The 25,405-nt window shown below is 62.5% G+C and carries 22 protein-coding genes and 1 other RNA gene; 1 reads left to right on the forward strand and 22 read right to left on the reverse strand.

What is annotated here, in order from left to right; all coding sequences use genetic code 11:
* Positions 1–144: 144 nt before the first annotated feature.
* From ftsA to rnpB, 15 genes are all read right to left on the reverse strand, one after another.
* A complete protein-coding gene (ftsA, locus tag ACPJXG_RS23880; RefSeq protein ID WP_010394955.1) occupies positions 145–1,377 on the reverse strand; it encodes a cell division protein FtsA in 1,233 nt (410 codons plus the stop codon).
* Between the two features lie 42 nt (positions 1,378–1,419).
* Positions 1,420–2,232, reverse strand: a complete 813-nt coding sequence (locus ACPJXG_RS23885) for a cell division protein FtsQ/DivIB (RefSeq protein ID WP_035824841.1) — start codon at positions 2,230–2,232, stop codon at positions 1,420–1,422.
* Position 2,233: 1 nt separating this feature from the next.
* On the reverse strand, positions 2,234–3,202 hold the full coding sequence (locus tag ACPJXG_RS23890; protein WP_369681707.1) for a D-alanine--D-alanine ligase: 969 nt from the start codon (positions 3,200–3,202) through the stop codon (positions 2,234–2,236).
* Position 3,203: 1 nt separating this feature from the next.
* Positions 3,204–4,607, reverse strand: coding sequence for a UDP-N-acetylmuramate--L-alanine ligase (gene murC / locus ACPJXG_RS23895; protein ID WP_034748872.1), 1,404 nt, complete (start codon positions 4,605–4,607; stop codon positions 3,204–3,206).
* 10 nt (positions 4,608–4,617) lie between these two features.
* Positions 4,618–5,712, reverse strand: a complete 1,095-nt coding sequence (gene murG, locus ACPJXG_RS23900) for an undecaprenyldiphospho-muramoylpentapeptide beta-N-acetylglucosaminyltransferase (RefSeq protein ID WP_081922689.1) — start codon at positions 5,710–5,712, stop codon at positions 4,618–4,620.
* A complete protein-coding gene (gene ftsW / locus ACPJXG_RS23905) occupies positions 5,709–6,920 on the reverse strand; it encodes a putative lipid II flippase FtsW (RefSeq protein ID WP_035824835.1) in 1,212 nt (403 codons plus the stop codon). The genes murG and ftsW overlap by 4 nt, the downstream gene beginning before the upstream one ends.
* Positions 6,920–8,476, reverse strand: a complete 1,557-nt coding sequence (murD, locus tag ACPJXG_RS23910; RefSeq protein WP_425252535.1) for a UDP-N-acetylmuramoyl-L-alanine--D-glutamate ligase — start codon at positions 8,474–8,476, stop codon at positions 6,920–6,922. The genes ftsW and murD overlap by 1 nt, the downstream gene beginning before the upstream one ends.
* Positions 8,476–9,651: a phospho-N-acetylmuramoyl-pentapeptide-transferase gene (mraY, locus tag ACPJXG_RS23915; protein WP_035824830.1), complete on the reverse strand. Its 1,176-nt coding sequence runs from the start codon at positions 9,649–9,651 to the stop codon at positions 8,476–8,478. The genes murD and mraY overlap by 1 nt, the downstream gene beginning before the upstream one ends.
* Positions 9,652–9,653: 2 nt before the next feature.
* Positions 9,654–11,084, reverse strand: a complete 1,431-nt coding sequence (locus ACPJXG_RS23920) for a UDP-N-acetylmuramoyl-tripeptide--D-alanyl-D-alanine ligase (RefSeq protein ID WP_425252536.1) — start codon at positions 11,082–11,084, stop codon at positions 9,654–9,656.
* Complete coding sequence (locus ACPJXG_RS23925; protein WP_425252537.1) at positions 11,084–12,592, reverse strand: UDP-N-acetylmuramoyl-L-alanyl-D-glutamate--2,6-diaminopimelate ligase; 1,509 nt, start codon at positions 12,590–12,592, stop codon at positions 11,084–11,086. The genes ACPJXG_RS23920 and ACPJXG_RS23925 overlap by 1 nt, the downstream gene beginning before the upstream one ends.
* 8 nt (positions 12,593–12,600) lie before the next feature.
* Positions 12,601–14,379, reverse strand: coding sequence for a peptidoglycan D,D-transpeptidase FtsI family protein (locus ACPJXG_RS23930; RefSeq protein WP_034748891.1), 1,779 nt, complete (start codon positions 14,377–14,379; stop codon positions 12,601–12,603).
* Complete coding sequence (ftsL, locus tag ACPJXG_RS23935) at positions 14,379–14,648, reverse strand: cell division protein FtsL (RefSeq protein WP_034748894.1); 270 nt, start codon at positions 14,646–14,648, stop codon at positions 14,379–14,381. The genes ACPJXG_RS23930 and ftsL overlap by 1 nt, the downstream gene beginning before the upstream one ends.
* Positions 14,645–15,616: a 16S rRNA (cytosine(1402)-N(4))-methyltransferase RsmH gene (rsmH, locus tag ACPJXG_RS23940; RefSeq protein WP_035824823.1), complete on the reverse strand. Its 972-nt coding sequence runs from the start codon at positions 15,614–15,616 to the stop codon at positions 14,645–14,647. Before rsmH ends, ftsL begins: the two co-directional genes overlap by 4 nt.
* Positions 15,617–15,625: 9 nt before the next feature.
* The gene (mraZ, locus tag ACPJXG_RS23945) at positions 15,626–16,054 is read right to left on the reverse strand and encodes a division/cell wall cluster transcriptional repressor MraZ (protein ID WP_035824821.1); all 429 of its coding nucleotides are present in this window, start codon (positions 16,052–16,054) and stop codon (positions 15,626–15,628) included.
* Positions 16,055–16,715: 661 nt separating this feature from the next.
* An RNA gene (gene rnpB / locus ACPJXG_RS23950) (RNase P RNA component class A) lies at positions 16,716–17,077 on the reverse strand.
* A 218-nt stretch (positions 17,078–17,295) separates the two neighbouring features.
* On the opposite strand from rnpB, the gene ACPJXG_RS23955 reads away from it, so the two are divergent.
* Positions 17,296–18,999 (forward strand): thiamine pyrophosphate-binding protein, encoded by a 1,704-nt coding sequence (locus tag ACPJXG_RS23955; RefSeq protein WP_425252538.1) that lies wholly within the window; start codon positions 17,296–17,298, stop codon positions 18,997–18,999.
* Between the two features lie 74 nt (positions 19,000–19,073).
* Here the strand turns inward: ACPJXG_RS23955 and ACPJXG_RS23960 are convergent, their stop codons facing one another.
* The 7 genes from ACPJXG_RS23960 to ACPJXG_RS23990 form a co-directional block, all read right to left on the reverse strand.
* A complete protein-coding gene (locus tag ACPJXG_RS23960; RefSeq protein ID WP_176388110.1) occupies positions 19,074–19,616 on the reverse strand; it encodes a hypothetical protein in 543 nt (180 codons plus the stop codon).
* A 151-nt stretch (positions 19,617–19,767) separates the two neighbouring features.
* Positions 19,768–20,859, reverse strand: coding sequence for a porin (locus ACPJXG_RS23965; protein WP_425252539.1), 1,092 nt, complete (start codon positions 20,857–20,859; stop codon positions 19,768–19,770).
* Between the two features lie 975 nt (positions 20,860–21,834).
* Complete coding sequence (locus ACPJXG_RS23970; protein WP_176388109.1) at positions 21,835–22,272, reverse strand: nuclear transport factor 2 family protein; 438 nt, start codon at positions 22,270–22,272, stop codon at positions 21,835–21,837.
* On the reverse strand, positions 22,269–23,036 hold the full coding sequence (locus ACPJXG_RS23975) for an SDR family NAD(P)-dependent oxidoreductase (RefSeq protein WP_425252540.1): 768 nt from the start codon (positions 23,034–23,036) through the stop codon (positions 22,269–22,271). Before ACPJXG_RS23975 ends, ACPJXG_RS23970 begins: the two co-directional genes overlap by 4 nt.
* Positions 23,033–23,590: a DUF3833 domain-containing protein gene (locus tag ACPJXG_RS23980; protein ID WP_099403261.1), complete on the reverse strand. Its 558-nt coding sequence runs from the start codon at positions 23,588–23,590 to the stop codon at positions 23,033–23,035. Before ACPJXG_RS23980 ends, ACPJXG_RS23975 begins: the two co-directional genes overlap by 4 nt.
* A complete protein-coding gene (locus ACPJXG_RS23985) occupies positions 23,578–24,858 on the reverse strand; it encodes an MFS transporter (protein ID WP_425252541.1) in 1,281 nt (426 codons plus the stop codon). The genes ACPJXG_RS23980 and ACPJXG_RS23985 overlap by 13 nt, the downstream gene beginning before the upstream one ends.
* Entirely contained in the window at positions 24,855–25,403 is a 549-nt protein-coding gene (locus ACPJXG_RS23990) for a chalcone isomerase family protein (protein WP_425252542.1), read from the reverse strand. The genes ACPJXG_RS23985 and ACPJXG_RS23990 overlap by 4 nt, the downstream gene beginning before the upstream one ends.
* Positions 25,404–25,405: the final 2 nt, after the last annotated feature.

Below are 25,405 nucleotides of genomic sequence, written 5' to 3' on the forward strand. Positions count from 1 at the left end.
TATCAGATGCGGTTTCCAAGCGCCAGGCCTCATATTGGTAGGAGAACTGGAGATTGAAAACTGCGGTTAAATATAAAATAAAGTTATGTGTGTGTACCTGCGATGCTGCCAAAAAACCTGTACTGCCGGGCGCAAATCATGCCCTTAAAAATTCCCTAAAAACCATTCCTTCATGCGCTGCCAGACTGCCTTCACCGAGCCGTCCTGACGCGTCACGATGTGGCCGCGCAGGTATTGCTTCTTCGCTTCCAGCAGCAAGCCAAGCACCGTGGCATAGCGCGGACTGCGCACCACGTCGGCCAGCTGGCCCCGATACTCGGGCGTGCCAAGGCGCGCCGGTTTCAGGAAAATGTCTTCCGCCATTTCCACCATGCCGGGCATGATGGAGGTGCCGCCCGTGAGCACGATGCCCGACGACAGCACGCCTTCGTAGCCGGATTCGCGCACCACCTGGTGCACCATGGCGAACAGTTCTTCGACGCGCGGTTCGATCACTGCCGCCAGCGCCTGACGCGACAGGTTGCGCGGGCCGCGGTCGCCCAGTCCAGGCACTTCCAGCGATTCGCCAGGGTCGGCCAGGACCTGCTTGGCCACGCCATAGCGGATCTTGATTTCTTCCGCTTCCGCGGTCGGGGTGCGCAAGGCCATGGCGATGTCGTTGGTGATCTGGTCGCCGGCGATGGGGATGACTGCCGTATGGCGGATCGCGCCATCGGAAAATACCGCCACATCGGTCGTGCCGCCGCCGATGTCGATCAGCACCACGCCCAGTTCCTTCTCGTCGGGCGTGAGCACCGCATCGGCGGACGCCATCGGCTGCAGGATCAGGTCCGATACTTCCAGGCCGCAGCGGCGCACGCACTTGACGATGTTCTGCACCGCCGACACGGCGCCGGTGACGATATGCACCTTCACCTCCAGGCGGATGCCGCTCATGCCGATAGGCTCGCGCACATCTTCCTGGCTGTCGACGATGAACTCTTGCGGCACCGTGTGCAGCAATTGCTGATCGGTCGGAATGTTAACCGCTTTTGCCGTCTCGATGACGCGCGCCACGTCGGTCGCCGTCACTTCCTTATCCTTGATGGCCACCATGCCGCTGGAATTGAAGCTGCGGATATGGCTGCCCGCAATGCCCGCGTACACATTGCGGATCTTGCAATCAGCCATCAGCTCGGCCTCTTCCAGCGCACGCTGGATGGACTCCACCGTGGCCTCGATATTGACCACCACGCCTTTTTTCAGGCCCTTCGATTCGTGCTGGCCCAGCCCGATCACTTCGTGGCGCCCGTCGGACATCACTTCGGCTACCACCGCCACCACTTTCGAGGTGCCGATGTCGAGGCCGACGATCAGGTTTTTCGCGTCTTTTGTCATTTCTGTCGCCTACTGTATGGGCTATAAATTAAAATTATTCGGTTAAGTCGGTTTTTTAACCGGACTACTGTTTTTCTTCTTCATGACTGGCTTGCCATCCTTGCCTTCGGCCGGTATCACCAGGCCGGCGGAACTGAGCGCCAGGCCATTCTGGTAGCGCATATCGATCGTGTCGATATTTTCCAGCCGGCTCGCCAGTTGCGGATAGATGCCCACCAGCCGGTCGACCCGCGCCTTCAGGGTCGTATGATTCTGTTCGCGCCCCAGCGCCACGCTCATGCCGTTATCCAGTTTCACGGTCCACGCATAGCGGCTCGACAGCGACAGGGTTTCCGGCACCATCTTCAGCGGCGCAAACCACTTGGCCAGCTGCACGTAGGTGGCCAGTACTTCCTTTTCGCTGCCATCGGGGCCGGCAAACGCTGGCAATTCATGGTCGTCTTCCGCTTCGGCCACATTGGCCGTAAACACGTCGCCCTTGACCGACAGCAAACGCCCGTCCTCGCCCCAGGTGCCCAGCGCTTCGTGTTCTTCCAGCGCCACGATCAGCTGGTTCGGCCACTCGCGCCGCACGCTGGCACGGCGTACCCAGGGCACCGATTCAAACACGCCGCGCACGCTTTCCAGGTTGGTCGTGAAGAAGTTGCCCTTGATGCGGCCCAAGGTGCCGCTGCGCAGGGTCAGGTAATTCACGTGGCGCAGGCCCTTGTCGTCCGCGCTTTCCACCTTGATCGTGCGCAGGTCGAACATGGGACGCTGCGACACCCACCAGACGCCGGCCGCCACGCACACGACCAGAACCGCGGCCAGCAAGCCGTTGGCAGTCGTATTGAGGCTTTTAGCGTCATGCCACATATCAGTGCTGTCCCTTGTGCATTTTCAGACGCGCGCCAGCGACGATTTCCAGGCACAGGTCTTCATAGCTGATGCCCACCGCGCGCGCCGCCATCGGCACGAGCGAGTGACCCGTCATGCCGGGCGAGGTATTCACTTCCAGCAGGAACAGCTTGCTGTCGGCCGCGCGCATCAGCACGTCGACCCGTCCCCAGCCTTCGCAGCCGAGGGCGCGGTAGGCTGCCACCGCGATGCGTTCCATCTCCGCCACGATCGCCGGGTCCAGCTGCGGCGGGCAGAAATACTGCGTGTCATCCGTGAAGTACTTGTTCTGGTAATCGTAATTGCCTTGCGGCGCGACGATCTCAATCGGCGGCAGCGCGCGCGCCGTGGCGCCCTTGCCCAGGATCGCGACGGTGAATTCGCGGCCCGTGATGAATTCCTCGGCCAGCACCGAATCATCGAGACCGGCGGCGATATCGTAGGCTGCCTGGAAGGCCGATGCTTCGTTGACGGTGGTGATGCCGATGCTCGAACCTTCGTGCGGCGGCTTGACGATCAGCGGCAAGCCCAGTTCCGCGGCGACCTTGGCCAGGTCGGAGCTGTCATCGAGCACCGCGTATTGCGGCGTCGGCAGTTGATGCATCAGCCAGATCATCTTGGTGTAAACCTTGTCCATGCCCACCGCGCAAGCCATCACGCCGCTGCCCGTGTAGGGAATGCCCAGCTGTTCCAGCGCGCCCTGCAGGCTGCCGTCTTCGCCGAAGCGGCCGTGCAGCGCGATGAAGACGCGGTCGAATTGTTCAGCGGCCAGTTCGGCCAGGCTGCGTTCGCCCGTGTCGAACGCGTGCGCGTCCACGCCACGGCTTTTCAGTGCCGCCAGCACGCCCGTGCCGGACATCAGCGACACTTCGCGCTCGGCCGAACTGCCGCCGAACAGGACGCCGACCTTGCCCAATTGTTTTACATCGATAGCTGAAGCTTGGTTCACATCAGGCCTTTACAGTGTTGGATGGATACGTAGTCAGTTGTTGCGGGATGCCGCTGATCGAGCCCGCGCCCATGGTCAGCACGACGTCGCCGTCGCGCGCCACGCTCATGATGGTGTCGGCCATGTCCTTCATGGATTCGACGAAAATCGGTTCGATCTTGCCGCGCGCGCGCAGCGCATGCGCCAGGGCGCGGCCGTCGGCGGCAACGATGGGCGCTTCGCCCGCCGCATACACTTCGGACAGCAGCAATACGTCGGGCGCACCGAGCACTTTCACAAAATCTTCGAACAGGTCGCGCGTGCGGCTGTAGCGGTGCGGCTGGAACGCCAGCACCAGGCGGCGGCCCGGATAGGCGGCGCGCGCGGCGGCCAGGGTCACTTCCGTTTCCACAGGGTGATGGCCGAAATCGTCGACCAGCGCGAAGCTGCCGCCGTTCGGGAGCGCCACGTCGCCGTAGCGCGTGAAGCGGCGGCCCACGCCGGAGAACTCCGCCAGGCCTTGCTGCGTGGCGCTGTCGGCGATGCCGATTTCGCGCGCGATGGCGATCGCCGAGCAGGCATTCTGCACATTGTGCATGCCGGGCTGGTTCAGCACCACGTCGAGATCCGGATAGCCTTCCTGCAGCACCGTGAAATGCATTTCCAGGCCCACGGCACGCGCGTTGATGGCGCGCACTTGCGCGTCTTCCGCGAAACCGTAGGTGGTGACGGGCTTGGTGACGGACGGGATGATGGCGCGTACGTGCGGATCGTCGATGCACAGCATGGCGCGGCCATAGAAAGGCAAGCGGTGCGTGAACTGCACGAAAGCCTGCTTGAGCTTTTCAAAATCGTGCTCGTACGTATCCATGTGATCGGCGTCGATATTCGTGATCACTTCGATCATCGGCGTCAGGTTCAGGAACGAGGCGTCCGATTCATCGGCTTCGGCCACCAGATAGTCGCCCGAGCCCAGCTTGGCGTTCGCGCCGGCGCTGGTCAAACGGCCGCCGATGACGAAAGTCGGATCGAGACCGCCTTGCGCCAGCACGGAAGCGACCAGGCTGGTGGTCGTCGTCTTGCCGTGCGTGCCGGCAATCGCAATGCCGCGTTTCAAACGCATCAACTCGCCGAGCATCACGGCGCGCGGCACCAGCGGAATCTTGCGCGCGCGCGCGGCCGCCACTTCCGGGTTGTCTTGCGGGACGGCGCCCGACGTCACCACCGCATCGGCGTCGCCGATGTTCTCGGCCGCGTGGCCCAGCATGACGGTCGCGCCCAGGCTCGCCAGGCGCTGCGTCGCCGCATTGCTGCCCAGGTCCGAACCCGACACCTTGTAGCCGAGGTTGACCAGCACTTCGGCAATGCCGCTCATGCCGCTGCCGCCAATGCCGACAAAGTGGATATTGTTTACTTTATGCTTCACAGAGCTAACCTCATGCCAGTTTTTCCAATACGTGTGCGATCGCCTCATTGGCGTCGCGCTTGCCTGCTGCCAGCGCCGCTTGCGCCATGTGCTGGCAGGTATCCCGCGTCAAGGACGCCAGCAAGGTGCTCAGCGACGCGGCACTCATTTCCGTCTGCGGCAGATGAATCGCCGCGCCTTGTTTTGCCATCCATTGCGCGTTGTCGCGCTGGTGGCTGGTGGTCGACGCCACCAGCGGCACGAGCACGCTGGCCACGCCGGCCGCCGTCAATTCCGACAGGGTGATCGCGCCTGCGCGGCAAATCACCAGGTCGGCCTCGGTATACGCCTTGGCCATGTCGTCGATGAAGTCGACCACATTGGCTTGCACGCCCGCCTGCGCATATGCGGCATGCAGGGCGTCGATATTCTTCTTGCCCGACTGGTGCGTCACCAGCGGACGCTCGGCTTCCGGCATCAGCGCCAGCGCGGCAGGCAGATTGTCATTCAGCGCTTTCGCGCCCAGGCTGCCGCCGACCACGAGGATGCGCAACGGTCCGCTGCGGCCCGTGAAACGCATGGCAGGCGGCGCCATGGCGAGGATCTCGGCGCGCACGGGATTGCCCGTGACGACGGCCTTGCCGGCGGCGCTGCCGAAATCGGCAGGGAAACCAAAGCACACCTGCTGCGCCAGCGGCACCAGGGTCTTGTTCGACAACAGCAGCGCCGCGTCGGCATTGACCAGCACCAGCGGCACGCCTTTGAGGCGCGCCATCAGGCCGCCCGGCACGGTGACGTAGCCGCCCATGCCCATCACCACGTCAGGCTTGCGGCTGGCGATGAAACGGCGGATGGCAAAAAAACTGGCCAGCATTTTGAAGCCGCCCTTGAGCGTATGCGCCAGGCCCTTGCCGCGCATGCCGGAGAACGCGATGGCGTCCATCGGAATGCCGCTCTTCGGCACCAGGTCCTGCTCCATGCCATGGGTCGTGCCCAGCCAGCTCACTTCCCAGCCGCGCGCGCGCATCGTCTGCGCAATCGCCAGGCCCGGGAAAATATGGCCGCCGGTGCCGGCCGCCATGATCATCAGTCTTTTTGTCGTTTTCAAGTTCGTCACGTTGTTCATAGCCGGCCCCCGCGCATCAGGATCCGGTTTTCGTAGTCGATGCGCAGCAAAATCGCCAGGCCGATACAGTTAATCAGTACGCCCGTGCCGCCATAGCTCATCAAGGGCAAGGTCAGGCCCTTGGTCGGCAGCAGGCCCAGGTTCACGCCCATGTTGATGAAGGTCTGCACGCCGATCCAGATGGCGATGCCCTTCGCCGTCAGGCCCGCAAAGGTCTGGTCGATGGCGATCGCCTGGCGGCCGATGTCGAACGCCCGCTTGATAATCCAGTAAAACATGCCGATCACGACCAGCACGCCGACCAGGCCCAGTTCCTCGCCGATCACGGCCAGCAAAAAGTCCGTATGCGCTTCGGGCAGGTAGTGCAGCTTTTCCACGCTGCCGCCCAGTCCCACGCCAAACAGCTCGCCGCGCCCGAAGGCGATCAAGGAGTGCGTCAGCTGATACGCCTTGTTCAGCGCATTGTCTTCCTGCCACGGATCGAGATACGCAAAAAACCGCTCGCGGCGGAATTTCGACAAGGCGATGATGGTGACGAAGATCGCCGTCAGCATGGCGCCGATGCCGCCGAACCAGATCGCGTTGACGCCGCCCAGAAACAGAATGCCCATGGCGATGCAGACGATCACGCCGAAAGCACCGAGATCGGGCTCCATCAGCAGCAGCAGGCCGACGAAGCTGACGGCCAGCGCCATCGGCATGAAACCCTTGGTCAGCTTGTGCATGTATTCCTGCTTGCGCACCGTGTAGTCGGCCGCGTACAGCACCATCACCACTTTCATCAGCTCGGACGGCTGCGGCCGCAGGCCCGGCAGGTTCAGCCAGCGGCGACCGCCATTGACCGACACGCCCAGGCCCGGTATCAAGACCATCACCAGCAGCACCAGGGTGCCGATGAACAGCCACGGCGCCATCTTTTGCCAGGTGGCGACGGGGATGCGGAACACCAGCGCGCCGACAATGATCGAAATACCGATGAACAGCGCCTGGCGCACGACGAAATAATTGTTCGTGTAGGCGGCGAACTTGCGCGCGTCCGACAGCGAAATCGACGCCGAATACACCATCACCATGCCCAGCAACATGAGCAGCAGGACCACCCACACCAGCGGCTTGTCATAGTCCATCATCTTCGACTGCCGCGCGCGGCTATCCAGCGGCTTGGCAGCCGAGCCGGAACCAAAGCTGAAGGGCAGTTGGAAGGCCATCAGATATCCTGTCCGTTTTCCAGGGCGATGTCGCGCACGGCGTCGACAAACACCTGCGCGCGGTGCGCATAGTTCTTGAACATGTCCAGACTGGCGCACGCGGGCGACAGGAGCACAGCGTCGCCGGCCAGCGCCAGGCTGCTGGCGCGCTTGACGGCTTCCGGCAAGGTGGCGCAGTCGACGATGTCCACGCCGGACGGTTCAAGCGCCGCGCGCAAGGCTGGCGCATCGCGCCCGATCAGCACCACGGCGCGCACGTAGCGCGACACGGGTTCAGCCAGCGGCGAGAAATCCTGCCCCTTGCCGTCGCCGCCGGCGATCAGCACCAGACGCTGTTCCGCGCCGCCAAACGCCTTGCCCAGGCCAAACAGGGCGGCTACCGTCGCGCCCACGTTCGTGCCCTTGCTGTCGTCGTAATACTCGACTTCATTGACGGCCGTGATCAGCTCCACGCGGTGCGGCTCGCCCTGGTATTCGCGCAAGCCATGCAGCAGCGGCGCGAACGGCAGGCCGATGGCGCGGCACAGGGCCAGCGCCGCCAGCGCATTCGCGGCATTGTGCTGGCCGCGGATTTTCAGCGCGTCGGCCGGCATCAGTTTTTTCGCCATCGTCGGCACCGGTTCCGGCGCCGGGTCGTTCTTCCTGCGTTTTTTCTCGATCACTTCTTCGCTGGGCACGGCTTGCGCCAGCCAGAAGATGCCCCGTTCATTCACCAGGCCAAAGCTGTCCACTTCCGCCGGCTCGCCCGTGCCGAAGGTGATCGTCTCGGCCAGCGGATCGGCCATGTGCATCACAAGCGCATCGTCGCGGTTCAAAATGCGCACGGTCTGGTCGCCGAAGATGCGCGCCTTGTCGGCAGCGTAGGCCGCCATGTCGCCATGCCAGTCCAGGTGGTCCTGCGACAGATTCAAGACCGTGGCCGCATCGGCCTGCAGGCTGAAGGTCGTGTGCAGCTGGAAGCTCGATAGCTCCAGGATCCACGCCTGCGGCAAGGTGCTGGCGACGGCTTCGGCGGCTTCTTCTCCTTCAGCCACAGGCTGCGGCGCCGGTTCGGCGTCGAGCACTTCGCGCAGCACGTCGAGCGCGGCCGGGCTGATATTGCCGGCTACGCGCGTGAGCAATCCCGCGCGTTCGCACAGCAGGCCTGCCAGGCTGGTGACGGTCGTCTTGCCATTCGTGCCAGTGATGGCGATGACTTTCGGCGCATAGCCGCGTTCCGTTTTCAGCGCGGCCAGCGCCTGCGCGAACAGTTCGATCTCGCCCCATACGGGGATATTTTTTTCAAATGCGGCCGGAGCGATGTGCGCCAGTTCGCGGCCAGGTGCCAGGCCAGGGCTGACGGCGACGAAGTCGACGCCATCGAGCAGGTCGGCCGTAAAGGCGCCGGCGATGAACTGCGCCTGCGGCACGGCGGCCTGCAAGGCTGCCAGGCGTTCGGGCGCCTCGCGCGTGTCGGCTACCCGCACGGTCGCACCGCTGCGGGCCAGCCACAGGGCCATGGCCAAGCCTGACTCCCCGAGGCCCAGTACCAGTGCGGTTTTAGCGTCGTACATCATCAGCGCAGCTTCAAGGTGGTCAGGCCGAGCAGCACCAGCATCATGGTGATGATCCAGAAACGCACGACAACCTGCGTCTCTTTCCAGCCTTTTTGTTCAAAATGGTGATGCAATGGCGCCATCAGGAAGACGCGGCGGCCAACGCCAAAGCGCTTCTTGGTGTACTTGAACCAGACGACCTGGATGATCACGGACAGCGTTTCAACGACGAAGATGCCGCCCATGATGAACAGGACGATTTCCTGGCGCACGATGACGGCGACGGTACCCAATGCGCCGCCCAGTGCCAGCGCGCCCACGTCGCCCATGAACACTTTCGCGGGATGCGTGTTATACCAGAGGAAGGCCAGGCCGGAACCGGCCAGCGCGCCGCAGAAGATCACCAGCTCGCCGGCGCCAGGAATGTGCGGGATGAACAGGTAGCGCGCATACGTGGCGTTACCCGTCAGATAGGCGAACAGGCCCAGGGCCGTGCCCACCATCACGGTTGGCATGATGGCCAGGCCATCGAGGCCGTCGGTGAAATTGACGGCGTTGCTGGTGCCGACGATGACGCAATAGGTCAGCGCGATGAAGCCCCACACGCCCAGCGGATAGCTGATGGTCTTGAAGAACGGGACGATCAGGTCGGCCTTCGGCGGCAAGTCCATGGCGAAGCCCGATTGCACCCAGGCGTAGATCAGATTCCACACCTGGCCGGCATTGGGCTCGGAGATCGAGACGGAAAACGCCAGGTAAAACGCGGCGGCGAGGCCGATCAGCGACTGCCAGAAGTATTTCTCGCGCGAGCGCATGCCTTCCGGATCCTGGTGCACCACCTTGCGGTAGTCGTCGGCCCAGCCGACGGCGCCAAAGCCCAGGGTGACGATCAAGACCGGCCAGATGAAGCGGTTCGACAGGTCGGCCCACAGCAAGGTCGAAATGCCGATGGCGATGAGGATCAGCACACCGCCCATGGTGGGGGTGCCGTGTTTTTTCAGATGCGTTTGCGGGCCGTCCGTACGCACGGCCTGGCCGACCTTCATGCGCGTGAGCATGCGGATCACGGCGGGACCGGCGCACAGGCCGATCAGGATCGCCGTCAAGGTGGCGAAGACGGCGCGGAACGTGATGAAGTTAAAGACCCGCAGTGGGCCAATGTCGTCCTGGAAATAATGAGCGAGCCAGAGCAGCATGATTAGTGAGCTTCCTTGTTATTGTTGTTTGAACCAATCAAATGCTGCACGGCCCGTTCCATCTTCATGAAACGGGAGCCCTTGATTAATACTGTTGCATCCGAACGGCCGGACAAATGCGCATCGAGCGCCGCCAGCAAACCGTCGAACTGTTCGAAATACTCCACGACCGTGCCTGATTCCTGGCTCGCGGCTTCCTGCGCCGGATTGACCAGATGGCGCGCCAGGCCGCCCGTCGCCAGCACGTGTTCGATGCCTTTGGCGGCGGCGTAAGCGCCGATCTCTTCGTGGAACTGCTGCCCCTGCGTGCCGACTTCGCCCATCTCGCCCAGCACCAGGATGCGCGGTGCCGCTGCCTGCGCCAGCACATCGATGGCCGCGCGCGCCGAATCAGGATTGGCGTTATACGTGTCATCGATGATGGTGGCGCCGTTGGCGGCACGTTTTTTCTGCAGGCGGCCATTCACGGGAGAAAACGCCTCCAGGCCCTGCTTGATCTGTTCTGGCGCGATGCCGGCGCCGATCGCGCATGCCACGGCCGCCAGCGCATTGCGCACATTGTGTTCACCCGCCGCCTGCAAGCCGACAAAGAACTGGCGCAAGCTGCCGTCCGGTGCGCGTACGCTGACGAACAGGTCGCTGCCAAAATCCTCGGCCGCGCGGTGCGTGCAACTGACGTCCGCCTCTTTCGACAGGCCGAAGGTGATGACGGCGCGCGCGCCGGCCAGTTCGCGCCACACGGGCGTATATTCATCGCCATGCGGGAAGACGGCCACGCCGTCATGCGCCAGGGCTGCCAGCGCGGCGCCGTTCTCGCGCGCCACGGCTTCCACCGTATGCATGAATTCCTGATGCTCGCGCTGCGCGTTGTTGACCATCGCCAGCGTCGGCGCGGCAATCGCGGCCAGGCGGGCGATCTCGCCAGGATGGTTCATGCCCATCTCGATGACGGCCGCCTTGTGCTGCTCGCTCAGGCGGAACAGGGTCAATGGCACGCCGATTTCATTATTCAGGTTGCCGCGCGTGGCCAGCCGGCCCTCTTCGCCAAAGGCCGCCGCCAGGATGGCCGAAATCATCTCCTTGACGGTGGTCTTGCCATTGCTGCCGGTGACGCCGATGACGGGTAAATTGAAACGGCCGCGCCAGTGGTTGGCGATGCGGCCCAGCGCCACCAGGGTATCGGCCACCACGATGGCCGGCACCTTGCCGCTGTCCCAGCCTTCAGGCAGGCGCTCGACCACCACGGCGGCGACCCCGCGCGCGGCCACCTGGCCGAGGAAATCGTGGGCGTCGAAACTCTCGCCGCGCAGGGCGACGAACAGCGAACCGGCTGGGGCGCTGCGGCTGTCGGTGGAGACGCCGTCAAAAACGGCGTCGCCCGTCAGCTGCGCGCCTTGCAGCGATGGCATCAGTTCCGTCAGGGTCGTGCGCATCAGTTCGTCCTCATCATCGTCAGGCGCGCGGACAGGGCCAGCTGCGCATGGTCGGCATCGGAGAACGGCAGTTTCTTGCCCTTGATTTCCTGGTACGGCTCATGGCCCTTGCCCGCCAACAGGATCACGTCCGGCTTGGCGGCGTGCTTGATGGCCGACAAAATGGCGCCGGCGCGGTCTTCGATGGCTTGCGGCTGCGGACCGTCGGCACGCATGCCGGCGACGATCTGCGCGATGATGGCGTGCGGGTCTTCGCTGCGCGGATTGTCGCTGGTGACCAGCACATGATCGGCCAGCTGCGCGATGGCGCCCATCTGCGGACGCTTGCCCGGATCGCGGTCGCCGCCGCAGCCGAACACGCACCACAGCTGACCGCCCCGTTCCTGCGCCACCTGGCGCAAGGCAGCCAGGGTTTTTTCCAGCGCGTCCGGCGTATGCGCGTAATCGATGACGACCATCGGCGCTTCCTGGCCGCCCACCTGCTGCATGCGGCCCGGAGCCGGCTGCAGCGATTCGATGCCGTCGATGGCGGCGCGCAGGCCGGTGCCGTGCGCCAGCAAGGCGCCCAGCACGGCCAGCGCGTTGCTGATATTGAAGTGGCCCACCAGCTGCGTCTTGATCAATGCCACGCCCAGCGCGCATTCCAGGTGGAAGTCGGTGCCGGCATGGCGGCTGCGGAACTGGCTGGCACGCAGCATCAGCACGCCCGGCAAGTCGGGCAAGGCTGCCGCATCCTGCAAGGTGTAGCCGATGACGGGATATTCGCCGGACAGCTTGCCGTCCACGTGGCGCGCCAGGCGCAACCCCATGGCGTCGTCCAGGTTGATGACGGCCGTTTTCAGGCCGGGCCAGTCGAACAGTTTGACTTTGGCCGCCTCGTAGGCCGCCATGTCGCCATGGTAGTCGAGGTGGTCGCGCGTCAGATTGGTAAACATGGCGACGTCGAAATGCATGCCGGCCGCGCGGTCCTGGTCCAGGCCGATCGACGACACTTCGATGGCAACGGCCTTGGCGCCGGCGTCGCGCATGGCGGCCAGTTTGCGCGCCAGCAGCACGGCATCCGGCGTGGTGTAGCCGGTGACGTCGAATTCGATGGCGCCGCGCGGCTTGCACAAGCCCACGCCCAGGGTACCGATGACGGACGATGTTTCGCCGAGGCGCGCCAGGGCTTGCGCCAGCCACAGCGCGCACGAAGTCTTGCCATTCGTGCCCGTCACGCCGGCGCTGAACATGGCGCTGTCGGGCATGTCGTAAAAGGCATGCGCCACGGGGCCGGCCAGGCGTTTCAGGTCGCTGACCAGCAGGTGCGGCACGTTCCAGGCGGCGTTCCATTCGACGGCGTCATGCACGATGGCGGCGGCGCCCTGCTCGATGGCGGCTTCGATGAAATGCGTGGCGCCCGCATAGGCGAAAAACACGTCGCCGCGCTGCACGCGGCGCGAATCGGACGTCAGCTGCCCGGACGGGGCAGCCGTTTTGATCCACAAACTGATGTCTTGTATGGTCATGAGTGACTTCACATGGCCTCCGGGCCGGCATTGGCCGGGACCACGATTTCGGTAACGGAGGAATCGGGCGGTACGTTCATCGCGCGCAGCGCGTTGGTCGCAATCGCCGCGAAAGCGGGAGCGGCAACCTGGCCGCCATAGTGGGCGGGACCGGTTGGTTCATCGATCATCACGGCAATGATGAAGCGCGGCGCCGACATCGGCACCATGCCCACGAAAGAGCCGATGTATTTGCGCGGCATCGCATAGCGGCCGTTTTCCACTTTATAGGCGGTACCCGTCTTGCCGCCCACGCGGTAGCCGGCGACCTGGGCGCGCTTGGCCGAGCCGTGCGCGCCGGAGACCACTAGTTCCAGCATGGCGCGCATTTCGGCGGCCGTCTTCGGCTTGATCACTTGCTGGCCCACGGGCAGTTCATTGACCTTCTGGAACGACAGGGGAATCGTGTCGCCATCGCGTGCGAACATCATGTAAGAGCGCGCCAGCTGGATCAGCGAGACGGAAATGCCGTTACCGTAGCTCATGGTCGCTTGTTCCACCGGGCGCCACGATTTATATGGACGCACACGGCCGGCCACGGCGCCGGGGAAGCCCCATTTCGGCTGCTGGCCGAAGCCCACCTTGGTAAACATTTCCCACATTTCCTGCGACGGCATGCCCAGCGCGATTTTCGAGGTGCCGATGTTCGACGACATTTCGATGATTTCCGAGACATTGATCACGCCGTGCGGCTTGGTGTCGGTAATCGTGCGGTCGGCGATGGTGTAGCGGCCCGGGCCCGTGTCGATCAGGGTGCCCGGCTTGACCCGGCCCGTATCGAGCGCCAGCGAGACGGTGATGGGTTTCAGGGTCGAACCAGGCTCGAAGGTATCGGTCATGACGCGGTTGCGCAGCTGCTGGCCCGTGAGCTTGCGGCGGTCGTTCGGGTCGTAGCTCGGGTAATTGGCCAGGGCCAGCACTTCGCCCGTGTGCACGTCGAGCACCACGGCGCCGCCGGCCTTGGCATTGAATTTTTCCACCGCTTCCTTCAGCTGCGTGAAGGCGATGTACTGGATCTTGCTGTCGACGGACAGGGTCAGGTCCTTGCCGTCATGCGGTTCGTGGATGAAGCCGATGTCTTCGACGATGTGGCCCAGGCGGTCCTTGATCACGCGGCGGCTGCCGGTGGTGCCGACGAGGGTTTTCTGCTGCGCCAGTTCCATGCTTTCCTGGCCCACGTCTTCCACGTTGGTAAAGCCCACCACGTGGGTCATCACTTCGCCCTGTGGATAGAAGCGCTTGTATTCCTTGCGCTCGTCGATGCCATCGATGCCCAGCTTGGAAATCTTGTCGGCCACGTCCATCTCGACCTGGCGTTTCAGGTAAACGAAGCTGCGGTCCGAATCGAGCTTCTTGCGCAATTCGTTGACGTTCATTTCCAGCAGGCCGGCCAGCGCATTGATTTTTTCGGGCGACGCCTGCAGCACGTCGTCGGGAATGGCCCAGATGGCTTTCACGGGGACGGACGACGCGAGCACCTGGCCGTTGCGGTCGGTGATCTTGCCGCGCGTGGCAGGCAATTCCAGGGTGCGCTCATAGCGCGCCTTGCCCTGCTTTTGCAGGAACTGCGTCGATACGCCCTGCAGCCACAGGGCGCGCGCGCCCAGGCCGGCGAAAGCGAAGAACAGCAGGAACAGCACGACGCGCGAACGCCAGACGGGCAGACGCACCGCCAGTACGGGGTTCTTCGAGAATGGCACGCCTTTCGATGCCGCCACCCGGCCGTTGCTATTACCGCCCAACTTCATTATTCGCCCTCCGTCAGGTATTGCGTACGCGCCGCCGTCAGCGGCGTCATGCTCAGGTCGCGCCGCGCGATCGATTCGATGCGTTCATGCTTGCCCAAAGTGGACTGGTCCAGCTGCAGTTGCGCCCAGTCGATGTCGAGCTGGCGCGACAGCGCTTGCGCGCGCTCCAGGTCGATCAGCAGGTGGCGCGACTGGTACTGCGCGTTCACCAGCGACAGGCCGCAGCACACCAGCAGGGCCGACAGCACGACACACAGCTTGCCAGTCATCGGGCGCCGCCACTGACTGGAATGGGCAAACGCTGCGCCACGCGCATCACGGCCGAACGCGAACGCGGGTTGCCCTCGATCTCGGCGTCGGACGGTTTCATCTTCGAAATCAGCTTCATTTCCGGCTGCGGCAAGTCGACCGCGCGGATCGGCAGGCGGCGGTCAGGCTGCTCCACGTTCGCCTTCGAGGCGAAGAAGCGCTTGACCATGCGGTCTTCCAGCGAGTGAAAGCTGATCACGGCCATGCGCGCGCCGGGCGCCAGGCAGGCATACGCCTGGTTCAGGCCGATCTCGAGATCCTCGAGCTCTTTGTTAATGAAAATGCGTATGGCCTGAAAGGTGCGGGTAGCGGGGTCCTTACCCTTCTCGCGGGTCTTGACGGCGCCTGCCACGATGCCGGCAAGCTGTCGTGTGCTTGAAATTGGCTGGACTGCCCGGCCAGCAACAATCGCCTTTGCAATCTGAAAAGCAAACCGTTCTTCCCCATAATCGCGTATCACTTTCTCTAAATTCTGCTCGGTTTCCACCGCCAGCCATTCGGCTGCGGAGATGCCGCGCGTGGTATCCATGCGCATGTCCAGCGGTCCGTCATTGCGGAAGCTGAAACCGCGCGCCGCGTCGTCGACCTGTGGCGACGAGATGCCCAGGTCGAGCAAAATGCCGTCCACCTGCCGCACGCCGCGCTCGGCCAGGCTGGCCGTCATGGTGGCAAAGCTGTCATGGACGATCTGGAAACGGGGGTCGGCGATCTGTTCGGCCGTGGCGATGGCTTGCAAATCCTTGTCGAAGCCGATCAGGCGCGCGTCGGGCGCCAGGCGCGACAAAATCAATCGGCTATGGCCGCCGCGGCCAAACGTGCCGTCGACGTAAACGCCGTGCGCGCGGTCGCCCGACAGGTCGAGCGCATCGACCGCTTCATCGAGCAGCACCGTGCGATGCTGAAATTCCGGCACCGTGAGTTGTGTCATTACGGAGCCTTAGAAAGAAAAATTGGAAAGTACATCGGGGGTGCCGGCATCGATCGCCTGCTGTTCTTTTTCAGCCAACTTGGCGGCATCCCATATTTCAAAGTGGCTGCCCATGCCGATCATCATGACTTCGCGCGCCAGCCCGACGGCGTTGCGCAATTCGGGCGAGATCAGCACGCGGCCGGCCGAGTCCAGCTCGACGTCGACGGCGTTGCCGAGAAAGATGCGCTGCCAGGCGCGCGCCGACATGGGCCAGGCGGCGATTTGCTGGCGGTGGCTTTCCCACACGGGACGGGGGAAAAACAGCAGGCAGCCATCGGGGTGTTTGGTCAGGGTCAAACGGCCTTCGCATTGAATCGCCAGCGCGTCACGGTGCTTGGCAGGGATAGACATCCTGCCTTTGGCATCGAGATTGATTGCGGACGCGCCTTGAAACACGGAAGACCTTTTTTGAGCTTGGGTTGCGACGCTTGCGCATCACGATGAAAAGGGAAAATTTCCCACAAAAACACACTTTTTCACACAGTTGCCCACTTTAGAGGAAGCAAAGATAGTGGTCAAGCGGTTTCCGATTGGCAAAACAGGAATTTTATTAATGAAATTAAGGACTTAGCGCATATCGTTGAAGGAGTCTCAAATAAAAATATATCGATAAATTAGATACTTATGAAAGATAGTGAATGTGGTACCTCATCTGCACACATGTGTTTTCCTACCGTAAACATCGAAAAAAACGAAATCGAAAAATTGAATTTTTTGCAGTTAGTTGACACATGACAATACTTTCGTCATCCGGGCACAACAGCAATCAGCCGCTGTGCAAGACTTGGTTTAAAGCAAAAAATAATCATCCATGGCGCGTACCGGCCCTGTTTTCGAGGGCTGGCCTGACGCAGGAAAACTATTTTTGCAATGCAGCAATTAATTGTAAGCGGGAAACTTTAACCAATTGTTCACTTTTAGTTGTATATACAACTTTATCTTAAGTACTATAATTTTAGAAACAAAAAAAGCCCCGTTGCGGGGGCTTTTGGGTGGCGCGCGACAGGCAAAGCGGCGCGGCCGGGATGTCCCCTGGCAAGCCAGGGAACGGGAATTCAAGTGAAGCAGGCCGGTAGGCCGGATTTTGTTACGGCGCCTTCCCTTGCAGGTCGGCGCTATGACAGTCATTCCTCTAGGCGCCAGATTACTCGGGCGCTCAAGCTTTCTACCCGCACGCTCCGCGAGCAGCATCATCGCGTGCCTATTTGAAATTGCACCAGGTGGAGGTTACCGCGTTTCACCGTAACTTAATACGCTCGTCTCTGTGGCCCTATTCCTCGCCTTATACTCCCCCAACATACAAGTACGCCGGGTCGGCTTTCAGCGGACGGCCGTTAACCGTCACCCCGCTCTATGGAGTCCGGACCTTCCTCCCGCCAGCGCATTGCTGCGCCGGCCAGCGACTGTCTGGCCTGCTTCACCCGCCATTGTACCGCGCCGCAGCATGTTTCTGCAAAAGCGCGGCACGCCAGTCGGGGGATTGTGTAATTCGGTGTCGCCATTTCAAAAGCCGGGCCAAATTGCCTCACATAGAATGAGGCAAGCTGCTTGCATGCAGGCGCATGCAAGCGCATGCAAGCGCATGCAAGCAGCTTGCCCCATTTCTTTGCCACCCACTAGAATATAAAGAGCCGAACATGACGCAACAACCCCGTACCGGCGGCCAGATCCTGGTCGATGCCCTGCAGATCCACGGTGTCGACACCGCCTTTGGCGTGCCTGGCGAAAGCTACCTCGACGTGCTCGACGCCCTGCACGATTCGGGCATCCGCTTCATCATCAACCGCCAGGAAGGCGGCGCCGCCTTCATGGCCGAAGCCTACGGCAAACTGACGGGCAAGCCGGGCATCTGCTTCGTCACGCGCGGACCGGGCGCCACCAACGCCTCGATCGGCGTGCACACGGCCTACCAGGATTCCACGCCGATGATCCTGTTCATCGGCCAGGTGGGCAATGATTTCGTCGACCGCGAAGCGTTCCAGGAAATCGACTACCGCCGCATGTACGGCCAGATGGCCAAGTGGGTGGCGCAGATCGACCGCGCCGAACGCATCCCCGAATACCTGGCGCGCGCCTTCCAGGTGGCCACCAGCGGGCGCCCCGGCCCCGTCGTGCTGGCCCTGCCGGAAGACATGCTGATCTCCCTGGCCACAGTGGCCGACACGCGCACCTACCAGCCGGTGCAGGCGGCGCCATCCAGCGCCCAGCTGCAGCAGTTGCGCAGCATGCTGGCGACCGCCAAGCAGCCGCTGGTCTTGCTGGGCGGCACCACCTGGACGCCGCAGGCCTGCGCCGACCTGCAGCAGTTCGCGGAAAGCAATCAGCTGCCCGTCGCCTGCGCCTTCCGTTTCCAGGACTTGCTCGACAATGCCCACCCGAACTACATCGGCGACGTCGGCATCGGCATCAACCCGAAACTGGCTGCGCGTGTGAAAAATGCCGACCTCGTCATCGCCATCGGCCCGCGCCTCGGTGAAATGACGACGGGCGGCTATACCCTGTTCGACTCGCCCGTGCCGCGCCAGCGCCTCGTGCACATCCATACGGATGCCGAGGAACTGGGCAGCGTCTACCAGGCCGAACTGATGATCAACAGCGGCATGCCGCAAGTGTGCGCCATGCTGGCCGCCATGGCGCCCGTCGATGCGTCCGCCTGGCAGCATACGCCAGCCGAAGCGAAGGCCGAACTGGCCGCCTACCAGCAGCAGCCGCCCATCTTCCAGGATGGCCAGGCGCCGCTGAACCTGTGGCAAGTCACGCAAGAGATCATGGCGCAAGTGCCAGCCGACACCATCCTGACGAACGGCGCCGGCAACTACGCCTCGTGGGCGCACCGTTTTTATCGCTACGGCGGCCTGCGCACGCAGCTGGCGCCGACGAACGGCGCCATGGGCTACGGCGTGCCGTCGGGCGTGGCGGCGAAGATCGTGCATCCCGAGCGCACCGTGATCACCTTTGCCGGCGACGGCGAATACATGATGAATGGGCAAGAACTGGCCACCGCCGTGCAATACCAGGCGGGCGTGGTCATCATCGTCTTCAATAACCAGATGTTCGGCACCATCCGCATGCACCAGGAACGCGATTATCCGGGCCGCGTGTCGGGCACGACCCTGCACAACCCGGATTTCGCGGCGCTGGCGCAAGCGTATGGCGCGCATGGCGAAGTGGTGAATACGACAGAAGCGTTCGCCCCTGCCCTGCAACGGGCGCTGGCGCACGCCAAGGCGCACAATCTGCCGGCCTTGATCGAGCTGCGCTACGACGGCAATCTGATCACGCCAAACGCAACGCTCGCCACCATCCGCGCCACGGCGGAAAAGGCGCAGGCGGCAAAGTAAGCCCCTTGCAACGCTGAAAATGACAAAGGCCCGGTCGATACCGGGCCTTTGTTGTTTTTGACAGCGGTAATCGCTCAGGCAGCGGGCGCTGGCGCGCTTTCCTCGGCAGGCACTGTCTCGGCCGGCGCTTGCGGCATCGGCGGGCATGGCGTGCAATTTTTCAGGGGACGGCCGAAATCGCGCACGCGGCTCAGCTTCATGGGCATGCGCACATTGCCGCCACAGTAATCGCCTTCCAGGGTCAGGGTCTGCCCATCCTTCGAAAACTTGCCGACGATGGTGCGTTCTTCGCTGTCGGCGCCGGCGATGGTGAAGTCGAAGGCGCCCGTGGCGGCGTCCAGATTGACGTCGTTGGCCACGATGGGCCAGCTCAGGGCGCCTGCCGTGAATTCATAGATGACGGAATCGGCCTCGGCAAAGCGGTGCAGGGTGACGCGCTGGCCGCCGATTTCGCCGCTATCCTTTTGCAGGCACAGGTCGGAATAGACGGCCACGCCGTAGCGTTCCAGTCCGGCCGGTTTCTTGCCCTTGACGGCGGCGACAGCGGCGCCCGTGGCGCCCGCGAGCAGCAGCGCGGCCAGCAAGGCGGCCAGGCGTGGCGAGGTGTATGAATACATGGCATTCCTTTACTTGAGTAACGGCGCCATTATAACTGGCGCCGCCAATGCAAAAACGCGCCGCCAGGACTAGCCTGGAGACGCGTTTCCTTGCTTATCAGCATCCCCGAAGGGATGCTGGCAGCGGTACTAAGCTTCGCTTGCGCGAATATTAGAACGAGTGACGAACACCAACGTTGAACGCTTGGTCGCCCGAACCAACATTGCTGTTGTTACCAACGGTGTAACCAGCGTTGTTTTTGTTCGAGATTTTAGCGTACGAAGCGTAGGTGCTGGTGCGCTTCGACAGAGCGTACGAGTAGCCCAGTGCGAACTGGTTCGCATCGGCGTTCGTGAAGCCGTTTTTGTCATTGACGTGGATGATCGAAGCCATCACGGTGCCAGCTGGACCAACTGGTACGGTTGCGCCGATCAGGGCGGTGGTGCTGTCGTTGGTCAAGCCGCCGGTCGATGCGATGTTGAACAAGTTACCAGCGTTGGCGTTGTTACGGGTCGAGCTGTTGTCGCCTTTGTTGACGCCGTATGCAGCATACGCTTTCACAACGGTGAAGTCGTAGTTAGCGGCTACCAGCCAGTTGCGTGCGCTACCAGTCGTCAGGGCTGGGTTTGCGTTCTCGTTGCTGGTGGTGTTGTAAGCAACACGTGCGTTCAAAGGACCGTTGGCGTAGCCAACCGACGCGCCCATTTGGCGACCGATTTTGCTGGATACCAGGCTCTCTTGGCCGTTGTTGCCGGCGCTGTAAGCAACGTCAGCATCGAAACCGCTGAAGTTTGGCGAGGTGTACAGCACGGTGTTGCTGGTACGGGTGGTGTTCGCTGGGAACAAGTTCTTGGCCGAACCGGAGTAACCAGCTGCGAATGGATCAGCAACTTTCGACAGGGTGTTGTACCAAGGGGTGTATTGACGACCCAGGGTTACGGTACCAGCCGTTTTGCTGCTCAGGCCAACGTAGGCTTGACGGCCAAACAGAGCATCGCCATCTTGCGAACCGGAATCAACTTTGAAACCCGATTCCAGAACGAACAGTGCCGACAGGCCGCTGCCCAGATCTTCGGTGCCTTTGAAGCCGATACGCGAAGCCGAAGCAATGCCGCTATCGATTTTGTTGACGGTGCCGGCTTTGCCGCCGCGCTCGCTGACGAAACCAGCGTCAACGGTACCGTAGATAACAACGCTCGATTGAGCTTGGGCTACGCCAGTGGCTGCTGCCAGAACTGCCAGGGTGATCAGAGTTTTTTTCATTGCGATTTCCTTTAATTTTGAAGCAAAAAGTAATACAGCCTATGCATCTCGAGCTGCGCTCTAACAGAGCGCTTTTTATGAGTGAGGGCAAGGTCTCCACCTGCCACATTGCTGTTCCGGTCAGGGGAACAATTCATATCGGTATCGGCACGCTATTGCACCGATAAGCTTGATGGCTGCAGAGCGACCGTATTTTCATGCGCCGGTTCGGTGCTCAAAGGGCACCGGAAGCGGCACTATAACGACCGTTTCACATTCCATCAAGTTCCAACATGTTACTTCCGGTACCAGGCCGAGTGCTTTTTCAGGCATCCCGGTCATCGCCAACCGTACTACGCGATAGAGCCAGTGCCCCTTGCCAACCAATGCATTGGCCTGATTGACCATTCCATCATAGCGCATGCCTTGTCGACACCCGTTGTATTAGTGCAACAGTATCAGGCGCATGATTAAAACATCAACATGCTTTACCCATCATTTGGCCTGCATGATTTACGCGACAAAGCGCACAATTTGTCAGGCGATAATGGATAAACGGTACGAAGCATACACGGCATCGCCATTGTTTGCTGCCGGACGCCCGAAAACGGGAAATAATGCGCCCTGTTTTGGTGCGTTGCCGCATGATTCAGGGGCGTAGACGCGATTTCCGACGTCGGCATGCGCATCGAAAAAATGGGCAGAGTAGCAACACAATTACTGACTTTCCGGTAATTTAAATTGCTCACATAGAAATGTTTTTCAAGTTTTCCGGCACGCGCGCCGGGTACCGGGCGGGAACGGATGAGGACGACTCTTGCTTGCAAATTGCGCATCAGTTGAAACAATTTCTTACAATGTTGCCTTCTCAATATTTTGATATATTTGTGTCTAAAAAACGACACATTGAGCGAAATCAAGTTTTCACCGGCCCAATTCCACACAATTTACTTTTTCTTTTTCGCATTTTTTGCTTAAAAGCATCAACAAACACGCTTAACGCTGGCTTGCGCGCCGGAGCATGCGCATGAAACCACCGAGCACAGGCAGTTTTTCATACAATTCTTCCGCCGCATCCCAATAATCGCGGTGCAATACCACCCTTCCCTGCGCATCGAAACGCAGATGTGTTGCTCCACGGATACATTGTTCGCCTGCCACCAGGCGTTTCATGCGAAAACGAAACTCCCACGTGAGGAAGGCTTGCTGCCCCTGCCCCAGGCTTTCCAGCACGACAAACCGGGGCGCATCGACTTGCACGAACATGTGCTCGAAGATGGCCAGGATGGCGGCATGGCCCACCACCTCGTTGAACGGGTCCTTGAAATGGGCATCTGGCGCGTACACGGCGCCCAGCTGAGCCAGGCTCTCGATGCTCAGGTGCTCGTAAAACGCCACCAGGCGCGCCAGCGCACCTTCCATGGTGGTGCTCATAAGCCCGTCACCTTGCGGATCAGCCAAAAATAGGCGCGGTACGGCAACAGCCGCGCCAGGCGCATGGTATTCGTAAAGCGCTTGGGAAAGTGGATGTGGAACTGGCCCCGCTCGATGCCGTCGAGCATGGCGGCGGCCGCGTCCCGCGCCGTCATCAGGGCTGGCATGGTGAAATCGTTGTTCGCCGTCAGAGGCGTGGCGACAAAACCAGGGTTGATCTGATACACGCCGATGCCGCGCGGATGCAGGTCCAGGTACAGCGACTCCGTCAGGTTGATCAGTGCCGCCTTGCTGGCGCCGTACGCGAGCGCCTTGGGCAAGCCGCCATAACCGGCCACCGAGCCGACGATGCCGATGCCGCCGCTGCCCTGGCGCAACAGCCACGGCAAGGCCTGGTCCAGGCAATTGAAGACGCCGCCCACGTTCAGGGCCAGCAAGCCCTGGGCTGCCTCAAGGTCGAAGCTATCGGCGCGCATGGCCTGATAGCCGCCGGCGACTACCAATATCAGGTCGATATGTGTCCACTGCTGCTGCAATTGTGCGCTGACGGCCCGCAGCTGCGCATGCTGGGTGATATCGAGCGGCAAGGCCAGCGCCAGCGGCTGCCCCTCGCATAACCGTTCGAGACTGGCGCGGTGGCGGGCAGACAAGGCTACGCAGGCGCCCTGCTCCAGCAGCAAGGTGGCGCAGGCGGCGCCAATGCCGCTGGACGCGCCGATGATCCACACATGCTTGCCGGCCCAGCTGGTGATCTTGCGATTCATGGTGCCGCCTGCGGACGCTTGCTGAACGACAAGGTGACGGCGCCCAGGCTGAAGCCGAATTTGCTCATGGCGGCGCGGTTCAGCATGACCTTGTCATCCATCAGGAACATCCAGTCCTCGAAGTCGACGTGGTAGACCGTGCCATCGACGGGCAAGGCCAGCACGTATTGCCAGCGCAGCGCATTGCCGGCCACTTCGCCGACGGCCTCGCCGATCACGTCGGGCGCCGTGCCGATGAAACGCCCGGGCGCCGTCTTGCGCAAAGTCCACACGCGCCGTTGTTTGCTGCCGTCGGAATACGTGAAATCCTCATCCAGGGTACCCGTCTCGCCCGCCCAGCTGGCCCGCATCACGACCGTGAAGCGCTTGACCACCTTGCCGGAGCGGTCCTGGAAAATGCCGTGGGCATCGAGCGTGCCATTGAAATACTGTTGCAGATCCAGTTTCGGCAATTCCTGCGCGTAGGTGGCTGGCGTGGGCGGCGTGGAACAGGCGGCCAGCGCCAGCAGCACGGCTGCCAGGGCGCCGCGTTTGCAAAATGTCATGAGGCGCATGTGCGGGTCTCCGAAGGTTGTGTATATATATGTTGCAGGGGGGCGCGCCACAGCAGCAGCGCGGCCAGCAGTTTCAGGACGCAGGGCAGCAAGGCGTAGGCGGCGGACAGGGCCGGCAAGCCGCCGCTGCCGCCCGGCACATAGCCGAGCCAGGCCAGCAGGGGCAAGGCGATGCCGGCCGCCAGCGCCAGGCTCATCTGCACGCCCCAGTTCCACCAGCCGAAATACGCAGCTTCATGCCGCCCGGCATGGCCGGCCGCGCCGATGAGCCCTGCCAGCAGGGCCGGCGGCAAGGCCAGGTCGGCGCCCAGCGCCAGACCCGACAACAGGCAGATGCTGGCAAAACCCCAGGCCGCGCCCGCCCCGAGGCCATACGCCCAGACAAACACGGTCGCGGCCAGCAGCATGGCGCCGCCCCAGGCGCGCGCCTCGCCAAAACGGCGCGCCAGGGCCACCCATACGGGCATCGAGGCGGCCGCGGCGCAAAAGTAGACGATCAAAAACGGCCCCGCGTAATGGCCCAGGCGCAAATAGTCGGTGGCAAAGAACAGGAACAGGGTGGCGGGAATGGTGGCCGCCACGCCATTGACGAGCAGGACGGCAAACAGCCAGCGGAACGCGCGCTGGCGAAACGGCAGGCGCCAGGCGCCAGCGAGCAACGCCTGCGTACCTTGGCGCAAAACCGGACGCGGCGCGCGCGCCAGCAGCAGCGCGCCCGCCGCCAGCAGGCAGACGGCAAAGGCCAGCGACAAGCCGTCATAGCCGAACACGGAAGTGAGCCCCGCCGCCAGGATGACGCCCAGCAAGCCGCAGCCTTCGCGCACGGCCGTCACCCGCGTCCGTTGCGCGCGCAGCTGGCTCAGGGCCGCGCCCCAGCTCTGGTGCGCGATGCCGGCCAGGCCATAGGCGGCGTAGACGAGCAGCAAGGCGGCCAGGAACCAGGCCAGGGTGGCCGCTTCCCGCATGGCGGGCGGATGGAACAGGGCGCCAAAGCCCAGCAGCAGCAAGGGCAGCGAGGCGCCGATCACCACGGCATAGCTGCGCCCGCCGCGCGCCATCCAGGCACCGAGGGCCGGGTCGATGAAAGCGGCGGCGATGCGGGCCGCCAGCAGCACGGCGCCGATCTGCGCCAGGTCCAGGCTGCTGCGCTGCGCATAAAACGGCGCGACATATATATAGATGGGCAGCGCCAGCATGGCCAGCGGCAAGCCGAACAGGCCATAACTGAACAAGGCAGGCAAGCTCAAGGCGCCGCCCCCGGCATTCATGGCAGCGGCGCCGCGCTCTGCAGCAAGGCCGCGCGCAGCTTCGGCGCCGTGGTCGACGGCGAGAGCCAGATGGCGAAGAAGGCGCGCGCGAAGTCGCCGTCGCTCACGTCGGCCAGTACCTTGCCATCGAGATAAAAGCGCACGCCGGGCGCGATGCCGGCCCGGTAGACGCCCGCGATGCGCTGGTCTTCCTTAACGTCAGGAAAGATGCGCTGCATGGTGGCCAGCCAGGCCAGGCGCTGTTCCGGCGTGCCGGCGCCGATTTTCTGCATCTGTTCATAACTGGCTTCGGCGATCTTCTTGCCGTCGAGCGCGCGCGCGTAGCGCAGTTCCAGCACAAACGGCGCCGTGGCGGACGCCGCGCCCTGGTAGCCCTGCGGTCCCACCCACAGTTGCGCGCGATAAATACGCATGCCGAACCACGTGTATTCGCCCTCACCCGCCAGGCGGGCTTTGGGCACGTCGGCGGCGATAAAGGCAGGCGGCGCGGCCGCGGCGCCCAGCATGGTCAAGGACAGGACGACAGTGGCAAGCAGGCGGCGCATGG

The organism is Janthinobacterium sp. NFX145 (genome assembly GCF_049810325.1).
Classification (GTDB): Bacteria; Pseudomonadota; Gammaproteobacteria; order Burkholderiales; family Burkholderiaceae_D; genus Janthinobacterium; species Janthinobacterium rivuli.